The 15,562-nt window shown below is 62.4% G+C and carries 14 protein-coding genes and 1 riboswitch; of the genes, 11 read left to right on the top strand and 3 right to left on the bottom strand.

The features are described 5' to 3' along the window. Window positions 1-40 precede the first annotated feature (40 nt). Entirely contained in the window at window positions 41-1,042 is a 1,002-nt protein-coding gene (locus B5M07_RS11575) for an alkane 1-monooxygenase (RefSeq protein WP_120351415.1), read from the bottom strand. A 161-nt stretch (window positions 1,043-1,203) separates the two neighbouring features. On the opposite strand from B5M07_RS11575, the gene B5M07_RS11570 reads away from it, so the two are divergent. Both B5M07_RS11570 and ftsY read left to right on the top strand, forming a co-directional pair. Continuing rightward, on the top strand, window positions 1,204-2,916 hold the full coding sequence (locus B5M07_RS11570; RefSeq protein WP_120351414.1) for an NAD(P)H-dependent oxidoreductase subunit E: 1,713 nt from the start codon (window positions 1,204-1,206) through the stop codon (window positions 2,914-2,916). A 96-nt stretch (window positions 2,917-3,012) separates the two neighbouring features. Beyond that, on the top strand, window positions 3,013-4,377 hold the full coding sequence (ftsY, locus tag B5M07_RS11565) for a signal recognition particle-docking protein FtsY (protein WP_120351413.1): 1,365 nt from the start codon (window positions 3,013-3,015) through the stop codon (window positions 4,375-4,377). 33 nt (window positions 4,378-4,410) lie between these two features. On the opposite strand, the gene B5M07_RS11560 is transcribed toward ftsY, so the two are convergent. Then, window positions 4,411-4,896 carry an MgtC/SapB family protein gene (locus B5M07_RS11560; RefSeq protein WP_067626987.1) on the bottom strand — a complete coding sequence of 162 codons (486 nt, stop codon included), beginning with the start codon at window positions 4,894-4,896 and terminating at the stop codon, window positions 4,411-4,413. Window positions 4,897-4,959: 63 nt separating this feature from the next. Between B5M07_RS11560 and B5M07_RS11555 the strand changes: the two genes are divergently transcribed. From B5M07_RS11555 to B5M07_RS11530, 6 genes are all read left to right on the top strand, one after another. Then, on the top strand, window positions 4,960-5,862 hold the full coding sequence (locus B5M07_RS11555; protein ID WP_120351412.1) for a DMT family transporter: 903 nt from the start codon (window positions 4,960-4,962) through the stop codon (window positions 5,860-5,862). 10 nt (window positions 5,863-5,872) lie between these two features. Further along, complete coding sequence (locus tag B5M07_RS11550; RefSeq protein WP_120351411.1) at window positions 5,873-6,478, top strand: inner membrane-spanning protein YciB; 606 nt, start codon at window positions 5,873-5,875, stop codon at window positions 6,476-6,478. A 57-nt stretch (window positions 6,479-6,535) separates the two neighbouring features. Beyond that, window positions 6,536-6,612: riboswitch (SAM riboswitch) on the top strand. Between the two features lie 65 nt (window positions 6,613-6,677). Then, window positions 6,678-7,868, top strand: a complete 1,191-nt coding sequence (metZ, locus tag B5M07_RS11545) for an O-succinylhomoserine sulfhydrylase (RefSeq protein ID WP_120351410.1) — start codon at window positions 6,678-6,680, stop codon at window positions 7,866-7,868. 77 nt (window positions 7,869-7,945) lie between these two features. Next, the gene (folE2, locus tag B5M07_RS11540) at window positions 7,946-9,037 is read left to right on the top strand and encodes a GTP cyclohydrolase FolE2 (RefSeq protein WP_120351409.1); all 1,092 of its coding nucleotides are present in this window, start codon (window positions 7,946-7,948) and stop codon (window positions 9,035-9,037) included. Between the two features lie 215 nt (window positions 9,038-9,252). Continuing rightward, window positions 9,253-9,501: a hypothetical protein gene (locus tag B5M07_RS11535; RefSeq protein ID WP_120351408.1), complete on the top strand. Its 249-nt coding sequence runs from the start codon at window positions 9,253-9,255 to the stop codon at window positions 9,499-9,501. Between the two features lie 81 nt (window positions 9,502-9,582). Then, on the top strand, window positions 9,583-11,031 hold the full coding sequence (locus tag B5M07_RS11530; RefSeq protein ID WP_120351407.1) for a TrkH family potassium uptake protein: 1,449 nt from the start codon (window positions 9,583-9,585) through the stop codon (window positions 11,029-11,031). A 65-nt stretch (window positions 11,032-11,096) separates the two neighbouring features. Here the strand turns inward: B5M07_RS11530 and B5M07_RS11525 are convergent, their stop codons facing one another. Next, window positions 11,097-12,977 carry a serine protease gene (locus tag B5M07_RS11525; protein ID WP_120351406.1) on the bottom strand — a complete coding sequence of 627 codons (1,881 nt, stop codon included), beginning with the start codon at window positions 12,975-12,977 and terminating at the stop codon, window positions 11,097-11,099. Between the two features lie 155 nt (window positions 12,978-13,132). Between B5M07_RS11525 and B5M07_RS11520 the strand changes: the two genes are divergently transcribed. From B5M07_RS11520 to B5M07_RS11510, 3 genes are all read left to right on the top strand, one after another. Next, complete coding sequence (locus B5M07_RS11520) at window positions 13,133-14,080, top strand: glycine--tRNA ligase subunit alpha (RefSeq protein ID WP_120351405.1); 948 nt, start codon at window positions 13,133-13,135, stop codon at window positions 14,078-14,080. Further along, window positions 14,077-14,592, top strand: coding sequence for a DUF6446 family protein (locus B5M07_RS11515; RefSeq protein ID WP_067627003.1), 516 nt, complete (start codon window positions 14,077-14,079; stop codon window positions 14,590-14,592). The genes B5M07_RS11520 and B5M07_RS11515 overlap by 4 nt, the downstream gene beginning before the upstream one ends. An 81-nt stretch (window positions 14,593-14,673) precedes the next feature. Further along, complete coding sequence (locus B5M07_RS11510) at window positions 14,674-15,489, top strand: DUF1206 domain-containing protein (RefSeq protein ID WP_240791583.1); 816 nt, start codon at window positions 14,674-14,676, stop codon at window positions 15,487-15,489. Window positions 15,490-15,562: the final 73 nt, after the last annotated feature.

Here is a 15,562-nt window from a genome sequence, read left to right as displayed (position 1 = left end):
CCAACAGCCTGCCAGAAGCCCACGCCCCGCGCCAGTGGGATCAGCCGCGGCGCCACCGCGCCACGCGGCGGTCCATCACCCGACGCCAGAGCGGTGGCACAAGGGCGATCACCGCCATGATGGGCAGGGAATAGGGCAGTTTCGGCATCTCTTCGGTCACTTCCAGCGCCGGAAAGGCGCGTGCGGGGCGCATGTGGTGGTCCGAATGGCGCGGCGCGTTCAGCATCATGGCCGCGGAATACCATTTCGGGGCGTTCCAGCTGTGTTGCGGGCCGATCGGCTCGAACCGGCCATCGGGGCGTTGCTGCCGCCGCAAGCCATAGTGCTGCACATAGTCCGACAGCAGCAGTTGCATCTGTGCATAGGCGGCAAGGCCAAGATAGGCCAACAGCCCGGAAATGTCGCTCAAAAGTAGCGCGGTGAGCAGGGCCAGTGCTGCACCGCCGAGGTAGATTGCATAGGGGTGCAGCCCCTTCGCCCCCGTCTTGCGCGCCCGCTGCGCGTTGTCGGCCTGCCACCCGGCGCGAAACTCCCCCCAGCTTGCGCTGAGAAGAAACCGCCAGAACCCCATGCCCTTGGGCGCGGAATTGGGATCGGCGGGGGTGGCGGCGGCGGGATGATGCACCCGCAGATGGGCCGAGACGTGATGCCCGTGCAGCAAAGAGATATAGACCGCCGTGCCGATCCGTCGGGGCAGGCGGCGGGATGCGTGGATCAACTCATGCGCGTTGGAATTGCTGATCTGACCCAGAAACAGACCGAGGGCGGCAAAGAACAGCGCACGGTCCAGCCCCTCAAGATGCGGCGCGCCGCCAATCGCCCAAACCCCGAGCGGCAGCAGCAGGAAATGCGCGGCAGCCAATGTCAGTGTCAGCCCCCGACCGGACCTGTCGGAAAGGCTCAGCGCGCGGCCCAATCGGTCCATGAAGGCCACATGCACCGTGATCGACAACAGCGCCAGCACGGGCCAAACTCCGCCCCAAAGGGCGGCGGCGGCGATCAGCACCGCTGGCGTCAAACTGGCGATCACATACCACAGCACGTGTTTTCCCCTCCTCATGACCCGCCTTGCGGCGCATCCGGCCATTCTGCCCGCCGCGCGGCCCGCGCACAACGCAAACACCCGCGCGATTGTCGCTTTTTGATCGCCGGGCTGTGCCTTGATTTGCTACGACTGCTGAAAGCAAGGCGGGGGGAAGCGACATGGCGCTGGATGATCACGGTAAAGCGGCGGGGCAGGAACCGCAAAAGGGCGTCTGGAAATCCGGCAAGGGCAAGGGGCGGCATCACCCTAAGGGGCGGCAGGTGCAGGACGAGCCTTGGGAGGAAGTTCGCGCGCTGTTGGGCGACCGCCCGCGCGCCCGCGACCTGCTGATCGAGTTTCTGCATTTGATCCAAGACCGCTTTGGCCATCTCTCAGCCGCGCATCTGCGTGCCTTGGCAGAAGAAATGCGCCTATCGATGGCCGAGGTTTATGAGGTCGCAAGTTTCTACGCGCATTTCGACGTGGTGAAAGAGGGCGAAACCCCACCGCCCGCGTTGACCATCCGTGTCTGCGACTCGCTGTCTTGCGAACTCGCCGGGGCGCAGGCGTTGAAATCGGCGCTGGAGGAGGGGCTGGACCCTGCCGAGGTCCGCGTGCTGCGCGCGCCCTGCATGGGGCGCTGCGACACCGCGCCGGTGCTGGAACTGGGCCACAATCATATCGACCACGCAACGCCCGAAAAGGTTCAGGCGGCGATTGCAGCACAAAACACGCATGCCCAATTGCCGGACTATGAGCCTTATCAAAGCTACCAGAATACAGGTGGTTACGAGGCGCTGTTGAACCTGCGCGCGGGCGGTGATTGGGAAGCGGTTCAAGAACAACTGCTAGAAGCCGGACTGCGCGGGCTTGGCGGGGCTGGTTTCCCTTCGGGCAAGAAATGGGGATTCGTGCGGGCCAATCCGGGTCCGCGATATCTGGCGGTGAATGGTGACGAGGGCGAGCCGGGCACCTTTAAGGACCGCTGGTATCTTGAGCGTACACCACATCTTTTCCTCGAAGGTATGTTGATCGCCGCATGGGCGGTCGAGGCTGAAAAAGTCTTTCTCTACATGCGTGACGAATACCCGGCGGTGCTGGAAATTCTGCGGCGCGAGATTGCGGCGCTGGAGAATGCAGGCGTAATCGCCCCCGGTTTTGTGGATGTGCGTCGTGGCGCGGGCGCCTATATCTGTGGCGAAGAAAGCGCCATGATTGAGAGCATCGAAGGCAAACGCGGCCTGCCGCGCCACCGCCCGCCTTACGTGGCGCAGGTGGGGGTCTTTGACCGCCCGACATTGGTGCATAACGTGGAAACACTGCATTGGATCGCCCGCATCTGCCGCGAAGGGCCGCAGGTGCTGAACGCGACCGAAAAGAATGGTCGAAAGGGGCTGCGCAGCTACTCGGTCTCGGGGCGGGTGGCGGAGCCGGGGATGTATGTGCTGCCTGCGGGGTCGACCATCACCGATATCATCGCGGCGGCGGGGGGCATGGCCGAGGGGCATGTGCTGAAGGCGTACCAGCCGGGCGGGCCGTCCTCTGGCCTGTTGCCTGCTTCGATGGATGACGTGCCGCTCGATTTCGACACGCTGCAACCGCATGGGTCGTTTATTGGCTCGGCGGCGGTGGTTGTCCTCTCGGAACATGACAGCGCCCGCGCGGCCGCGCTCAACATGCTGCGGTTTTTCGAGGATGAAAGCTGTGGCCAATGCACGCCCTGCCGGGTGGGCTGCGAAAAGGCGGTCAAGCTGATGCAAGAAGACCGCTGGGATCAAGGGCTGCTGGAGGAGTTGTCGACCGCGATGGTTGATGCCTCAATCTGCGGGTTGGGGCAGGCGGCGCCGAACCCGATCCGGCTGGTGATGAAGCATTTTTCTGACGAAATCTAACCGCGGCCCCTCTCGGTTGCCTTGATCTGCCCTAGGCGCTCTTCCATCTGCGCGGGCAAGCCTATAGATCAAGACGAAACTGCATGGGAGACGCCGATGGCCTTCTTCACGAAGCTCAAGGACCGCTTGTTCAAATCCTCGTCCAAGATCGACGAGGGGCTAGAGGCGATAGTCAGCGATGGCGGCGAAACGGAGGCCGAAGCGGCCCCCGTGGATGCGGTGATGGACCAGCCCGGCGCGGCGTCGGATGTGATGCCCGATGGGCAGGACGACAGCGGCCCGATGTTGGCAGCTGAGCAGGAGGAGGAAACCCCCGAACCCGCTCCAATGCCAGAACCAACGCCCGAGCCGACGCCCGAGCCCGTCACCATTCCCGAGCCCACCCCTCAGCCCGCGCCAGCGGTGCCATCTGAGCCCGCAGACCCGGAGCCCACGCCCGAACCCGAGCAGGTGCCGCCAGCGGTCGATCCAGTCCCCGCTCCGGCCCCCGACGAAGTGCCGCCCGCCGTGGACCTGCGCCAAGCCATGACCCCGGTCGCGCCTGCGCTCGACGAAGCAGAGGCCGCCCCTGCGAAGCCGGGCCTTCTGGGTCGTCTGATGGGCCGCAGCGCAGCGCAGCCAGTTGTGCGCCGCGCGCTGGATGACGAGATGCTCGAACAGCTCGAAGAGTTGTTGATCAGCGCCGACATGGGCGTCGATACGGCCTTGCGGGTCACCGCCAACATGGCCGAAGGGCGCTTTGGCAAGAAACTGTCAGTGGCAGAGATCAAACAACTGCTCGCCAGCGAAGTCAGCCGCATCATGGAGCCTGTGGCGCGGCCCCTGCCGATCTACTCCAAGACCCCGCAGGTGGTGCTGGTGGTCGGCGTGAACGGCTCGGGCAAAACGACGACCATCGGCAAGTTGGCCTCGCAATTTCGTGCGGCGGGCAAGAAGGTCGTGATCGCCGCCGGTGACACTTTCCGCGCCGCCGCGGTGGAGCAATTGCAGGTCTGGGGTGAACGCGCAGGGGTGCCTGTGCTGACCGCAGCGCAGGGCAGCGACCCCGCCAGCCTTGCCTTCGACGCCATGGGCCGCGCGCAGGAGGAAGGCGCCGATTTGCTGCTGATCGACACCGCAGGCCGTTTGCAAAACCGGGGCGACCTGATGGAGGAATTGGCCAAGATCGTCCGCGTCATCCGCAAGAAGGATGAGACCGCGCCGCATAACACCCTATTGGTGCTGGACGCGACGACCGGGCAGAACGCACTGAACCAAGTGAAGGTTTTTCAAGAGATTTCCGACGTCAGCGGTCTGGTTATGACCAAACTCGACGGCACCGCAAAGGGGGGCGTTCTGGTGGCGCTGGCGGATCGTTTCGGTCTGCCGATCCATGCGGTGGGTGTGGGCGAGCAGATTGACGATCTGTCCCCGTTTGATCCCGATGAATTTGCCGCCGCATTGGTTGGTACGGATGCCTAGCGACGCCTTGGTCGCCCTGCGCGGCGGCTCTGATTACTCGTGGGTGCCGAGCTTTCGCTCGATCCAGCGCAATACCGTCAGAACGCTGACCACAATCCCTGCCGTAAGACAGGCGAGCAAAATCTGCCCCGCGCCGCAAGCAAGACCAATGGCACCGGCCAACCACATCGACGCGCCGGTGGTGATGTTGCGCACTTCGCCGTTGGAGGTGAAAATGATCCCCGCGGCAAGGAAGGCGACGCCCGCCGTGACCGCTTCGATCAAACGCAGCGGATCAAAGCGCATCTGGTCGCCCTCTCCGAACTCCAGACTGCCCAGTTCTTGCCCGATGATGATGAACAGGCAGGCCGCGATGGCCACCATGATATGTGTGCGCAGCCCCGCAGGCTTGTCCCGCCGCTCGCGCTCAAACCCCACAACGCCCGCCAGAAACGCGGCCATCAGCAGCCGCGCGGCAGCGACAGTGACGGGCACTTTGGAAAAACTGTTGGTCAGGTCGGCGAGCAGGCTTTCAAACATGGAATTTCCGTTGGTGATAAAGGTTTTGAGGAATAAACCTCTCGCCGCTGTGGTGGTTCCGCGATGACCGAATGGATCCTGTCGATCGAAGGCACGCCCGCGGGCCATACCGCGGCGCTTTGGTTGGCGCTTTCGGCGGCCTTTTTGCATGCGGTCTTTGGCGCGCTGCAAAAGGGGCGGCATGATCCGTGGCTCACGCGCGGGGCGATTGATGTCTCCTATGGTGTGATGGCCGCGCCCTTTGCGCTGTTCGTCGTGCCATGGCCCGAGCCGCATATGTGGCTGATCTTCCTCGGCGCCTTCGTGATCCATGTGATCTATAAACTGTTACAGGCTTGGGCCTATACCAAGGGTGCTTATACGGTGGTCTACCCGGTGGTGCGCGGCACGGGGCCGCTGTTTGCCGTGGTCGGCGCCTATCTGATCTTTGGCGAGCGCTTCAACGCGGTGCAGTGGCTGGGTGTGGCCGTGCTGCTGAGCGGTATCTTCGGGCTGGCGGTTTATAATCTGCGCAATCTGGTCGCGGCGCGCGATACGCTGCACGCGGCCTTGGGGCTTGCGGTGCTGACGGGCTTGTTCGTGGCGCTTTACACCACATATGACGCCTATGGCATTCGCGCCACGGCGGACCCGTTTACCTTTCTCGCGTGGTTTTTCATGATCGACGGGTTGGTGATGCCGGTGATTGCATGGCGGCGCTGGCACCGGATGGAGAACCCACCCGAGGTCGCGCCGCTGATGCTGCGCGGCGTGATCGGCGGGTTTATCGCTTTTGCGAGCTTTGGGTCGGTCATGCTGGCCACGCGGCTTGATAAGGTGGGCGAGGCGGCAGTGCTGCGCGAGACATCGACCGTCTTTGCCGCGCTGATCGGCGTGCTGGTGCTGAAAGAAACCGTCGGCCCGCGCCGCGTCGCGCTGATGGCGTTGATCGCGGCCGGGGCGGTGATTGTTGAAATGGGCGGCTGAAGGAACAGGCATGTCAGAACCAAGAGAGATCAACCCAATGCTGCGTGCAGGCTTGGAATATGGGCCGGTGTTGGCCTTCCTCGTCGCCTATCTGTGGCTGAAGGATAATACCTATACCTTCGGCGGCACGGAGTACGATGGCTTCATCGTCGTCACCGCGATGTTCGTGCCTTTGCTGGTGCTGTCGACCGGCGCGCTCTGGGCGCTGACGGGCAAGCTGAGCCGGATGCAGGTCGCCACCGTGGTGCTGGTAGTGATCTTTGGCGGGCTGTCGGTCTGGCTGAACGACGACCGCTTTTTCAAGATGAAACCGACGTTGATCTATGTGCTCTTTGGCGGCCTTTTGGCGGTTGGCCTGCTGCGCGGGCAGTCCTATCTGAAATACGTCATGGAAGAGATGATGCCCCTGCGCGATGAGGGCTGGATGCTGCTGACCAAGCGGCTGATGTTTTTCTTCTTTGGCCTCGCGTTGGCGAATGAGCTGATCTGGCGGTTCTTTTCGACCGACACATGGGTCTATTTCAAAACCTTCGGCCTGACGGCGGCGATTTTCGTTTTCTTCATGGCGCAGGGCAAGCTGTTCGAAGCCTACGGCGAGAAGAAAGATCAAAGCTGACCCGAATTTAAACCATGCCCGCGCGAAACTGTTGACCTGCAGCGTCGCGCGGCGTAATCCACCCCGCGTGGCGATTTGTTACCGGATTGTGGGCCACGTTAAACATGCCGCTAAAAGGTCAGGATGAAAGACCCCCTTTCGCTTGGCCGCGTCTGGGGTTTTTTTATGCCCGCAAGGTCGGGCCGGAAGGATGAGATACATGAGCAACGACCGTCACGCGCGCACCCAAGCGATCCACGCAGGCACCCGCCGCAGCCAATATGGCGAGGTGAGCGAGGCGATCTACCTCACCCAAGGGTTCGTCTATGACAGTGCCGAACAGGCCGAGGCCCGGTTCGAGGAAACTGGCCCGGATGAGTTCATCTATGCCCGCTACGGCAACCCGACGGTCGCGATGTTCGAAGACCGTATCGCCACGCTGGAAGGGGCCGAAGACGCATTCGCCACCGCCAGCGGCATGGCGGCGGTGTCGGGCGCGCTGATCTCGATGCTGAAGGCGGGCGATCATGTGGTGTCGGCCCGGGCGCTTTTCGGCTCCTGTATCTATGTGCTCGAAGAAATCCTTGGCCGCTATGGCGTTGAGGTCACCTTCGTCGACGGCAGCGATCTGGGCGCATGGGAGGCGGCGATCCGGGATGACACCCGCGCGGTGTTCTTTGAATCCGTTGCCAACCCCACGCTTGAGGTGATCGACATCGAATCCGTCGCTAAGCTGGCCCATGCTAAGGGCGCGCTGGTGGTGGTCGATAACGTGTTTGCCACGCCGGTATTCTCCCGCGCGATTTCGCAGGGGGCGGATGTGGTGGTCTATTCGGCGACCAAACATATCGACGGGCAGGGCCGCGCGCTTGGCGGTGTGGTGCTGGGCAGCCGCGATTTCATCCGTGGCACGCTTGAGCCTTATATGAAACACACCGGCGGCTCGATGAGCCCCTTCACCGCGTGGATCATGCTCAAGGGGTTGGAAACCATCGACCTGCGGGTGCGGGCACAGGCGGCCAGCGCACAGGAATTGGCAGAAGCGCTGGAGGGCCACGCCGAACTGGCGCGGGTGCTTTACCCCGGCCTCTCCGCGCATCCGCAAAACGCGCTTGCGATGAAGCAGATGGGGGCAGGGGGCACCGTGCTCTCGATTGACCTCAAGGGCGGCAAAGCGGCTGCTTTCGCGTTCCTGAATGCGCTGCAGGTGGGGGTGATTTCCAACAACCTTGGCGATGCGAAGACCATCGTGACCCACCCGGCCACCACGACGCACCAGCGTTTGCCGCAGGAAACCAAAGACCTTTTGGGCATTACGCCGGGCCTCGTGCGGGTCAGCGTGGGGCTAGAATATACCGGCGATCTCAAGGCCGATCTGTTGCAAGCCTTGGACGCGGCGGCGCAAGCCTGACCTGATGTGTCGCAGGCGCGGTGGCATTTTGGCCCCGCGCATCATACATTGAGGATGACAGACCGGAGGGCCGCGCAATGAACATCGTGACTGAGATGTCCGAAACACCGGATCGAAGCGCTGCGGAGGCTGCGCTCGCCACCCTGCGCGCTTGGGCCGAAACGGCCACCCCGGCAGAGATTGCAGCCCTTGACCCGGCGATGGCGCGGATGCTCGCGCCCGCCGACTACCCGGCGCTGAGCCGTGCCTACCCCGAAGACTTCACCGCGGGTGACAACTACCGCGCGAGCTTGCCTGATTTGCAAAACGGCCCCTCCAGCCTGATCCGGGGCGCGCAGCAGTTGATCCAGCATGTCGGCATCTCGAACTTTCGCCTGCCGATCCGCTATCGCAGCCGTGAGGGCGGGGATATGCGGCTGGAAACCTCTGTGACCGGTTCGGTGTCGCTTGATGCGGAAAAGAAGGGCATCAACATGTCCCGCATCATGCGAAGCTTTTACCGCCATGCGGAGGCGACCTTTAGCTTTGAGGTGATCGAAGCGGCGCTGGATGATTATAAGACCGATCTCGAAAGCTTGGACGCACGGATTCAGATGCGATTCTCTTTTCCGATGAAGATCGCCAGCCTGCGCTCGGGGCTGACGGGCTATCAGTATTACGACATCGCGCTGGAGTTGGTTGAGCAGGACGGAGAGCGCAAAAAGATCGTGCATCTCGATTACGTCTATTCCAGCACCTGCCCCTGTTCGCTGGAACTCAGCGAACATGCGCGGGAAACGCGGGGGCAATTGGCCACGCCGCATTCGCAGCGCTCCGTGGCGCGCATTTCGGTCGAGACGCAGGACGAGGGCGATTGCCTGTGGTTCGAAGACCTCATCGAGATTTGCCGCCGCGCCGTGCCGACCGAGACGCAGGTCATGGTCAAGCGCGAGGACGAACAGGCGTTCGCCGAACTCAACGCCGCGAATCCGATCTTTGTTGAGGATGCCGCGCGGCTGTTTTGTGAACAGCTTTTGGCCGATGGACGGGTGGGGGATTTCCGCATCGTCGCCAGCCATCAAGAAAGCTTGCACAGCCATGATGCGATCAGCGTGCTGACCCAAGGCGAGACCTTCGCGGCGCAGAGCATCGACCCCAAGCTTTTCAACACGCTCTTTCACGTGGGCTGACCCGGCGCTGCGCGGCAATCGCGCGATGGTTGTCCGCGTCCCGCGCCGCGCCCCTTTGCGGGGCATTCCGGGTGACTTAGCGCAGATATGGCGATTGTCGCCCCGTCAGCCCTGCAAGTCCCGACCAGCGGCTATGCGAAAACGTCGGTTCTGCTGCGGCGCAGCATTGCCTATCTAGCGGTCATCGAAATACTGGAAATTGCAAAGGCAATCAGATGACCTACCAGAGCACTGCTCATCCCGCCCACTCCGTCTCTCCCTTTGAAGGGCTGCGGCGCGCCGGCGCCGGTCTGCGTCGCTTTTTTGCGGGGATCGGCCATGGCATCATGGTGGGCTCCACCGCCCACCGCCGTTTTGAGCAGGTCCAAGGCCTGCAAGCGAAAAGCGACGAAGAACTGTCCGCCATGGGCATCAAGCGTGACGACATCGTTCACCACGTTTTCAAAGACCTCTACTACATCTAAGACGACACGGACCGGGGCCAAATCGCGCCCCGGTCCCGTCTCGGCTTGACAGCGACGAGCGGCCAAGCCAACGCTGCGCCCATGTTGGATATACGACCTGTCGGATATGTCGTGGGCCTTTTGGTGGCCGTGCTTGGCCTTGCCATGATCATCCCGATCTTGGTCGATCTGGCCGAGGGCCGGGGCCATTGGTGGGTCTTCGTCGAAAGCGCACTGATCACGACGTTGGGTGGCGGTATGATCGCCCTTGCCAGCGCCAATGGGGTCCGCGAAGGGCTTACCATCCAACAGACATTTATGCTCACCACCGGCGTCTGGCTGATGCTGCCGCTGTTCGGGGCCTTGCCCTTCGTGCTGGGCGCGACCGATGCCAGCGTCACCGACGCGATGTTCGAGGCGATGTCGGGGCTGACGACCACCGGGGCCACGGTGCTGACCGGGTTAGAAGACCTGCCCAAGGGGTTGCTGATCTGGCGCGGTATTCTGCAATGGCTGGGCGGCATCGGTATCGTCGTGGTCGCCATGGTGTTCCTGCCCGAGTTGCGGGTCGGTGGTATGCAGATTTTCAAATCTGAATCCTTTGACACCTTTGGAAAAATCCTGCCCCGCGCGGGGCAAATCGCGACTCAGATTTCGGTGATCTACCTTTGGCTGACGCTGGCTTGTATGCTGAGCTATCTTGCCCTCGGGATGAGCACCTTCGACGCGACGGTTCATGCGCTGACCACTGTGTCGACGGGGGGGTTCTCTAACTACGATGCCTCGTTCAGCACCTTCTCTGGCCCCGCCGAATATGTCGCGGCGATCTTTATGATCCTCGCAGCCCTGCCTTTCGTGCGCTATGTGCAGCTTATCAACGGCAACCCCGTGGCCCTGCACCGCGACCCGCAGGTGCGCGGCTTTTTCATGACCTTGACCTTTCTGGTGGTGATTGTCTTTTTCGTCCTGCGCAGCGGCACGACCTACGAGTCCGAGCGGATCTTGCGCGAGGCGGTCTTTAACATCACTTCAATCATCTCCGGCACCGGCTATGCCTCGGCAGATTATATGCAATGGGGCAGCTTTGCCGTGGCGCTGTTCTTTTTCATCGGCTTGATCGGCGGCTGCGCGGGCTCAACCACCTGTTCGATCAAGGTCTTCCGCTATCAACTGCTCTTTGCCTCGATCCGCGCGCAGTTGCGGCGGATCCGCTCGCCCCATGGCGTCTTTACCCCGCGCTATGATGGCCGCCCGGTGGGGGCGGACGTGCTGAGCTCGGTGATGTCGTTCTTCATGTTCTTCGTGGTGTCGCTGGGGCTGATCTCGGTCGCGCTGAGCCTGACGGGGTTGGATTTCGTCACCTCCGTCTCGGGCGCAGCGGCGGCACTGGCGAACATCGGCCCGGGACTGGGAGAGATCATCGGCCCTGCGGGGAATTTCAGCAGCCTCAACGACACGGCGAAATGGATTTTGATCATCGCCATGTGGATCGGGCGGCTGGAATTGCTGGCGGTCTACGTCATGTTCACCGCGAAATTCTGGCGCGCCTGAAACGCGAAAGGGCGGCGCCGATGGCACCGCCCTTTGTCTTTGTCGCTTGGGGCTGAGCCCCCGCGTTATTCCCAGCAGCTGACCAAGACCGTGATGCCCTGCGCACGCAGCGTCAGATCGCGCGGCGCGATCGGGCCCGTGGCCCCCTGCGCCTGCTTGCTGTCCAGCCCTGCGTCCTGTGCCGCCTTGAGGATCACACTACCATCAAGGGCAAAGCTCACGTCTTCGGGCAGTTTGCGGTCCGCCTCCGTCTGGGGGAGCAACATGCCCACCACATGACCATTCTCGTCAAAGACCGGCCCCCCGGCATCACCGGGCTGGGCGTTGACCGACAGGCGTTTGAGGTTTTCATCCCCGTTCAGCCCCTTGAGGTCCGACAGCGCGCCAAAGGTCAGGGTCGCAGCACTCAGCACCCCTTCGTAGGAGTAGCCTGCGACAGAGATTTCCGATTGCAGACGTGGCGCACCGTTGCTGAATTCGGCCACGGCCAGCGGGGCGAGGCGGCTTTCAGGCTTGAGCAGCGCAAGGCCGCGTGCCGCATCCGTGGCGACCACTGTGGCATCGGTATCCGCGTCCAGTGTTACACGGGAGCAAGAGGCGACCACTTCGCTGGTGGTGACAACCGCGCCGTTGTCGTCGATGAAAAAGCCGCTGCGGGCGATCTTGGGCTGGCGGATTTGCAGACCCGCGACCAGATCAATCGCCTGCGCGTCGCTGTTGCCTGCGGCGGCGTCCAACACGCCGGGCAGGCGGGTCAGGCTTTTGGACATCTCAGCCACCACGCGGCGGCGGCGGTCTTCGTCCCCGGCGGGCCAGATCAGGGTGAACCCTTTGATCTGACCGTTCTCCAGCGAGACCTGCGTCTGGCTGATGATGCTGCCGTTCTCCCCGATCAACTCAAAGGAGTTGCGCTTGCGTTCGCGGGGGCCATCCAAGGGGACGATCTCAAGCGTTTGCATGATGTCATAGAGACCGTAGAGCGTATCTTGGTTGCCGGGCTGGCTGATCAACAGCACCCGTGCGCCGATGTTGCCGCTGGTGTCGTAATGGGCGAAGGGCGGCTCGTAGCGGGCAAATTCGACCTCAGCCGTGGGCATCATAACCTCAATCCCGGCTTTCTCATCGCGCACCATTTGCAGGCCCAAACCATCAAGGACGGCATTATACTGTGCGATCAGCGCGGCACGCTGTCGGGTGGTCAGCACGCCAGTCTGGTCATATCCGTTCGCCGCCTGCCACGCCCCCATAGAGGCGCGGGTGCCCCGGCCAAAGGCACCATCAATCGCGGCGTCGTAAAAACCGGCCCATTGCAGCGCGATTTGCAGGTCTTTGCGCTCTTGCGCCGAGAGGGCGCGTTCCGAACGGCGCGCCTCTGCCGGGGTTTCATCCGGCTCTGGCGGGGTGGGGGCCGGAGCGGTTTCGGCCTCTGCCTCAGCGACTTCAATCTCGCCCTCAGTCTCGCCTTCAATCTCGCCTTCGGTCGTTGTCGCGTCGAGCGGGGTTGTGGTGACATCGGGGGTGGTGCTGCCCGCTGCGGCTTCCTCTGGCTCACCGCCATCCACACCCACGGGGGCATCGATCACGCCGGTTTCCAGAACGTTGTCGCCCACGGGCCAGAACTGCTGCTGGAAACGGCTGGACTGCTGGATGAAGCTGTCACGCGGCACCAGACCGTCGCGCACATAGCTGCGCAGCACCAGTTCCGCATCTTCGCGCCGGTAGGGGCCCACGGCGATGCCGTACCAACCGCCGCCAAGGGAAAAGCCATTCACGTCATCCAACAGGGTCTCATAGGCGCGCGCGCGATCGGTGGCTTCGGCCAATGAGGGCTGCGCCTCGATCTGGACCCAAACGATATCCTCCGCCGATTGCGCCCGCGCAAGGCTGGCCCAAGACAGGCTCAGGGCCAAGAAGATCGCCACCGGGGCACGTAGAATTCGCTTCATCGTCACTCAACTCTCGCAAAACCAAATCCGAGCCAGATTACGCCGGAAAGCAGCGCAAATGCCATGGCAAAGGGGGCGAATTTCTCACAAAGCTGCGATTGACCCCCATGGATTGCAGACGTAGGAAAGGCGCGCATCATAAAGGGGCAATCACCATGTCTGACGCGGCGCAGAAACCACGCTCTTTTCAAGAGATCATCCTTGCATTGCAGAGCTATTGGGCGCGGCAGGGCTGCGCGATCTTGCAACCCTATGACATGGAAGTGGGCGCGGGCACCTTTCACCCGGCCACCACGCTGCGCAGCCTCGGCACGCAGCCTTGGGCCGCGGCCTATGTTCAGCCCTCGCGCCGCCCCACCGATGGGCGCTATGGTGAGAACCCCAACCGCTTGCAGCATTATTACCAATACCAAGTGCTGATCAAACCCAGCCCGCCCAATCTGCAAGATCTGTACCTTGGTTCGCTCGAAGCCATTGGCATCGACATGGCGCTGCATGACATCCGTTTTGTCGAAGACGACTGGGAAAGCCCGACGCTGGGCGCTTGGGGTCTGGGCTGGGAGGTCTGGTGCGACGGAATGGAAGTGTCCCAGTTCACCTACTTCCAACAGGTTGGCGGCCATGACTGCCACCCCGTCTCGGGAGAGCTGACCTATGGGTTGGAGCGTTTGGCGATGTATGTGCTAGGTGTCGATCACGTAATGGACATGCCCTTTAACAGCCCCGAGGCACCAATTCCGTTGACCTATGGCGATGTGTTCAAGCAGACCGAAGAAGAATTCGCGCGCTGGAACTTTGACACCGCCAATACAGAGGTGCTGCTGGACCAGTTCAACGAGGCCGAAGCGCATTGCCAGTTCATCCTCGACCAGCCCGCCGAGGACCCCAAGACCGGGAAACGCATCGTCATGGCGCATCCGGCCTATGACCAATGCATCAAGGCGAGCCACATCTTCAACCTGCTCGACGCGCGCGGCGTGATCTCGGTGACCGAACGGCAGGCCTATATCGGGCGGGTGCGGGCCTTGGCAAAACAATGTGCCGATGCCTTCGTGCAGACCCGCGCGGGCGGCTGGACGCCTGAGGCGGATAGCGCGGCATGAGCGGCAAGATTGTCGGTATCGTGATCCTTGTATCCGCACTGATCGCCGGGGCTGCACTCTATTATTTGCAGATCTATGGGTTTTATCACGAGGTGCCTGAGGCCAAGGTCGAACTGGTATCGCTTACCTCGCAAGAGCCGGAAGAGATCGCGGCAGAGAACCTTCAGGCCATCGACGCCGACAGTTCTCCGATCCGGTTCCGTGCCTGCTTTGAGCATGACATCAGCCTCGCCATGGCGACCGAGACCTATGAGATGACCGACCCCACCGATCCGCGCAACGCGCCGGGCTGGTTCGATTGTTTCGACGCCCCCGCCATCGGGGCCGAGATTGAGGCCGGCACCGCGCTGACCTTCCTTGGCGGCAAGAACGTGCACTACGGCGTCGACCGGATCGTGGCGCTGACCGATGACGGGCGTGGCTACATCTGGCATGAGCTGAACGACTGCGGCGAGAAGTCCTATGACGGCACCGTGGTAGGAGAGGCTTGCCCCGAGCGTCCCGCCGACTGATCTTAAACGCAAGCGCCGCCTGTTTGCACGGAACCTTTTGGCGCTGCCGAACGCTTGTCCCCACATAGAACGGGGGCGAAAATGTCGGAAAAAACACATGAGGGGCTGAAATGGGTGATGCGCGCGGGCTACGGCGCGCGCGGGGTGATCTATACGATCATCGGGGGGCTGGCCCTATTGGCCGCCGTCAAAAGCACCCAAGCCTCGGGCACGAAAGACGCCCTCGCGGCGCTGCGGGATGAGCCATACGGTATTCCGGCACTCATCGCGATTGGCATCGGGTTGCTTGCCTATCTGGTCTGGCGCGTGGCTGCGGGCGTGAAGGATGTCGAAGATCACGGGACCGACGCCAAGGGGCTGATCGCGCGGTTGGGGCAAGTCACGACCGGGCTAATCCACGGCGGTATCGGCGTTTCCGTTCTGGCCTTGGCAATGAGCGGCAAGAATTCCGGCGGCAGTTCCGCGCAGGACTGGACGCAAAAGCTGATGTCGATGCCCGCCGGGCGCTATATCGTAGCCGCTGGCGCGCTGATCCTATTGGGCGCAGGCATCTACTATGCCTACAAAGGCTGGAGCGGGAAATATAAGGGCCATCTGGCGCGCACCCAGTTCACCGAAAGCATCGACCCTATCGTGAAGGTTGGCCTGATTATCTATGGCGGCATTCTGGGGCTGGTTGCCTTTTCACTGGGCTATGCGGCGCTGACCGCGAACCCCGCACAGGCGGGCGGTCTGGGCGAGGCGCTGCAAAGCCTGCGCGGCATGGCCTTTGGGCGTTTCCTTTTGGGCGGTGCCGGGCTGGGGTTGATTGGCTTTGCGGTCTATAACTTCGTCGAAGCGGGCTACCGGGTGGTGCCGAAATTCTCCGACCCCGATATCCGCACCTTGTTGGATTAAACGCAGGGCGGGGGGCTAGACCCTCCGCCTAGCACTCGTTATCCAAGCCCCCGATGAGACGCCGCCATCGCGG

It is taken from the genome of Sulfitobacter sp. D7 (assembly GCF_003611275.1).
In the GTDB taxonomy this organism is placed as follows: Bacteria; Pseudomonadota; Alphaproteobacteria; order Rhodobacterales; family Rhodobacteraceae; genus Sulfitobacter; species Sulfitobacter profundi.
The sequence above is the reverse complement of the archived record's forward strand: the minus strand, read 5'-3'. Positions and strand labels throughout refer to the sequence as shown.

Coding starts and splice junctions, on each gene's coding strand:
- B5M07_RS11555 (WP_120351412.1), top strand. CDS start 4,960: ATGACCGAATGGATCCTGTCGATCGAAGGCACGCCCGCGGGCCATACC.
- metZ (WP_120351410.1), top strand. CDS start 6,678: ATGAGCAACGACCGTCACGCGCGCACCCAAGCGATCCACGCAGGCACC.
- B5M07_RS11530 (WP_120351407.1), top strand. CDS start 9,583: ATGTTGGATATACGACCTGTCGGATATGTCGTGGGCCTTTTGGTGGCC.
- B5M07_RS11570 (WP_120351414.1), top strand. CDS start 1,204: ATGGCGCTGGATGATCACGGTAAAGCGGCGGGGCAGGAACCGCAAAAG.
- folE2 (WP_120351409.1), top strand. CDS start 7,946: ATGAACATCGTGACTGAGATGTCCGAAACACCGGATCGAAGCGCTGCG.
- B5M07_RS11550 (WP_120351411.1), top strand. CDS start 5,873: ATGTCAGAACCAAGAGAGATCAACCCAATGCTGCGTGCAGGCTTGGAA.
- B5M07_RS11535 (WP_120351408.1), top strand. CDS start 9,253: ATGACCTACCAGAGCACTGCTCATCCCGCCCACTCCGTCTCTCCCTTT.
- B5M07_RS11515 (WP_067627003.1), top strand. CDS start 14,077: ATGAGCGGCAAGATTGTCGGTATCGTGATCCTTGTATCCGCACTGATC.
- ftsY (WP_120351413.1), top strand. CDS start 3,013: ATGGCCTTCTTCACGAAGCTCAAGGACCGCTTGTTCAAATCCTCGTCC.
- B5M07_RS11560 (WP_067626987.1), bottom strand. CDS start 4,896: ATGTTTGAAAGCCTGCTCGCCGACCTGACCAACAGTTTTTCCAAAGTG.
- B5M07_RS11525 (WP_120351406.1), bottom strand. CDS start 12,977: ATGAAGCGAATTCTACGTGCCCCGGTGGCGATCTTCTTGGCCCTGAGC.
- B5M07_RS11520 (WP_120351405.1), top strand. CDS start 13,133: ATGTCTGACGCGGCGCAGAAACCACGCTCTTTTCAAGAGATCATCCTT.
- B5M07_RS11510 (WP_240791583.1), top strand. CDS start 14,674: ATGTCGGAAAAAACACATGAGGGGCTGAAATGGGTGATGCGCGCGGGC.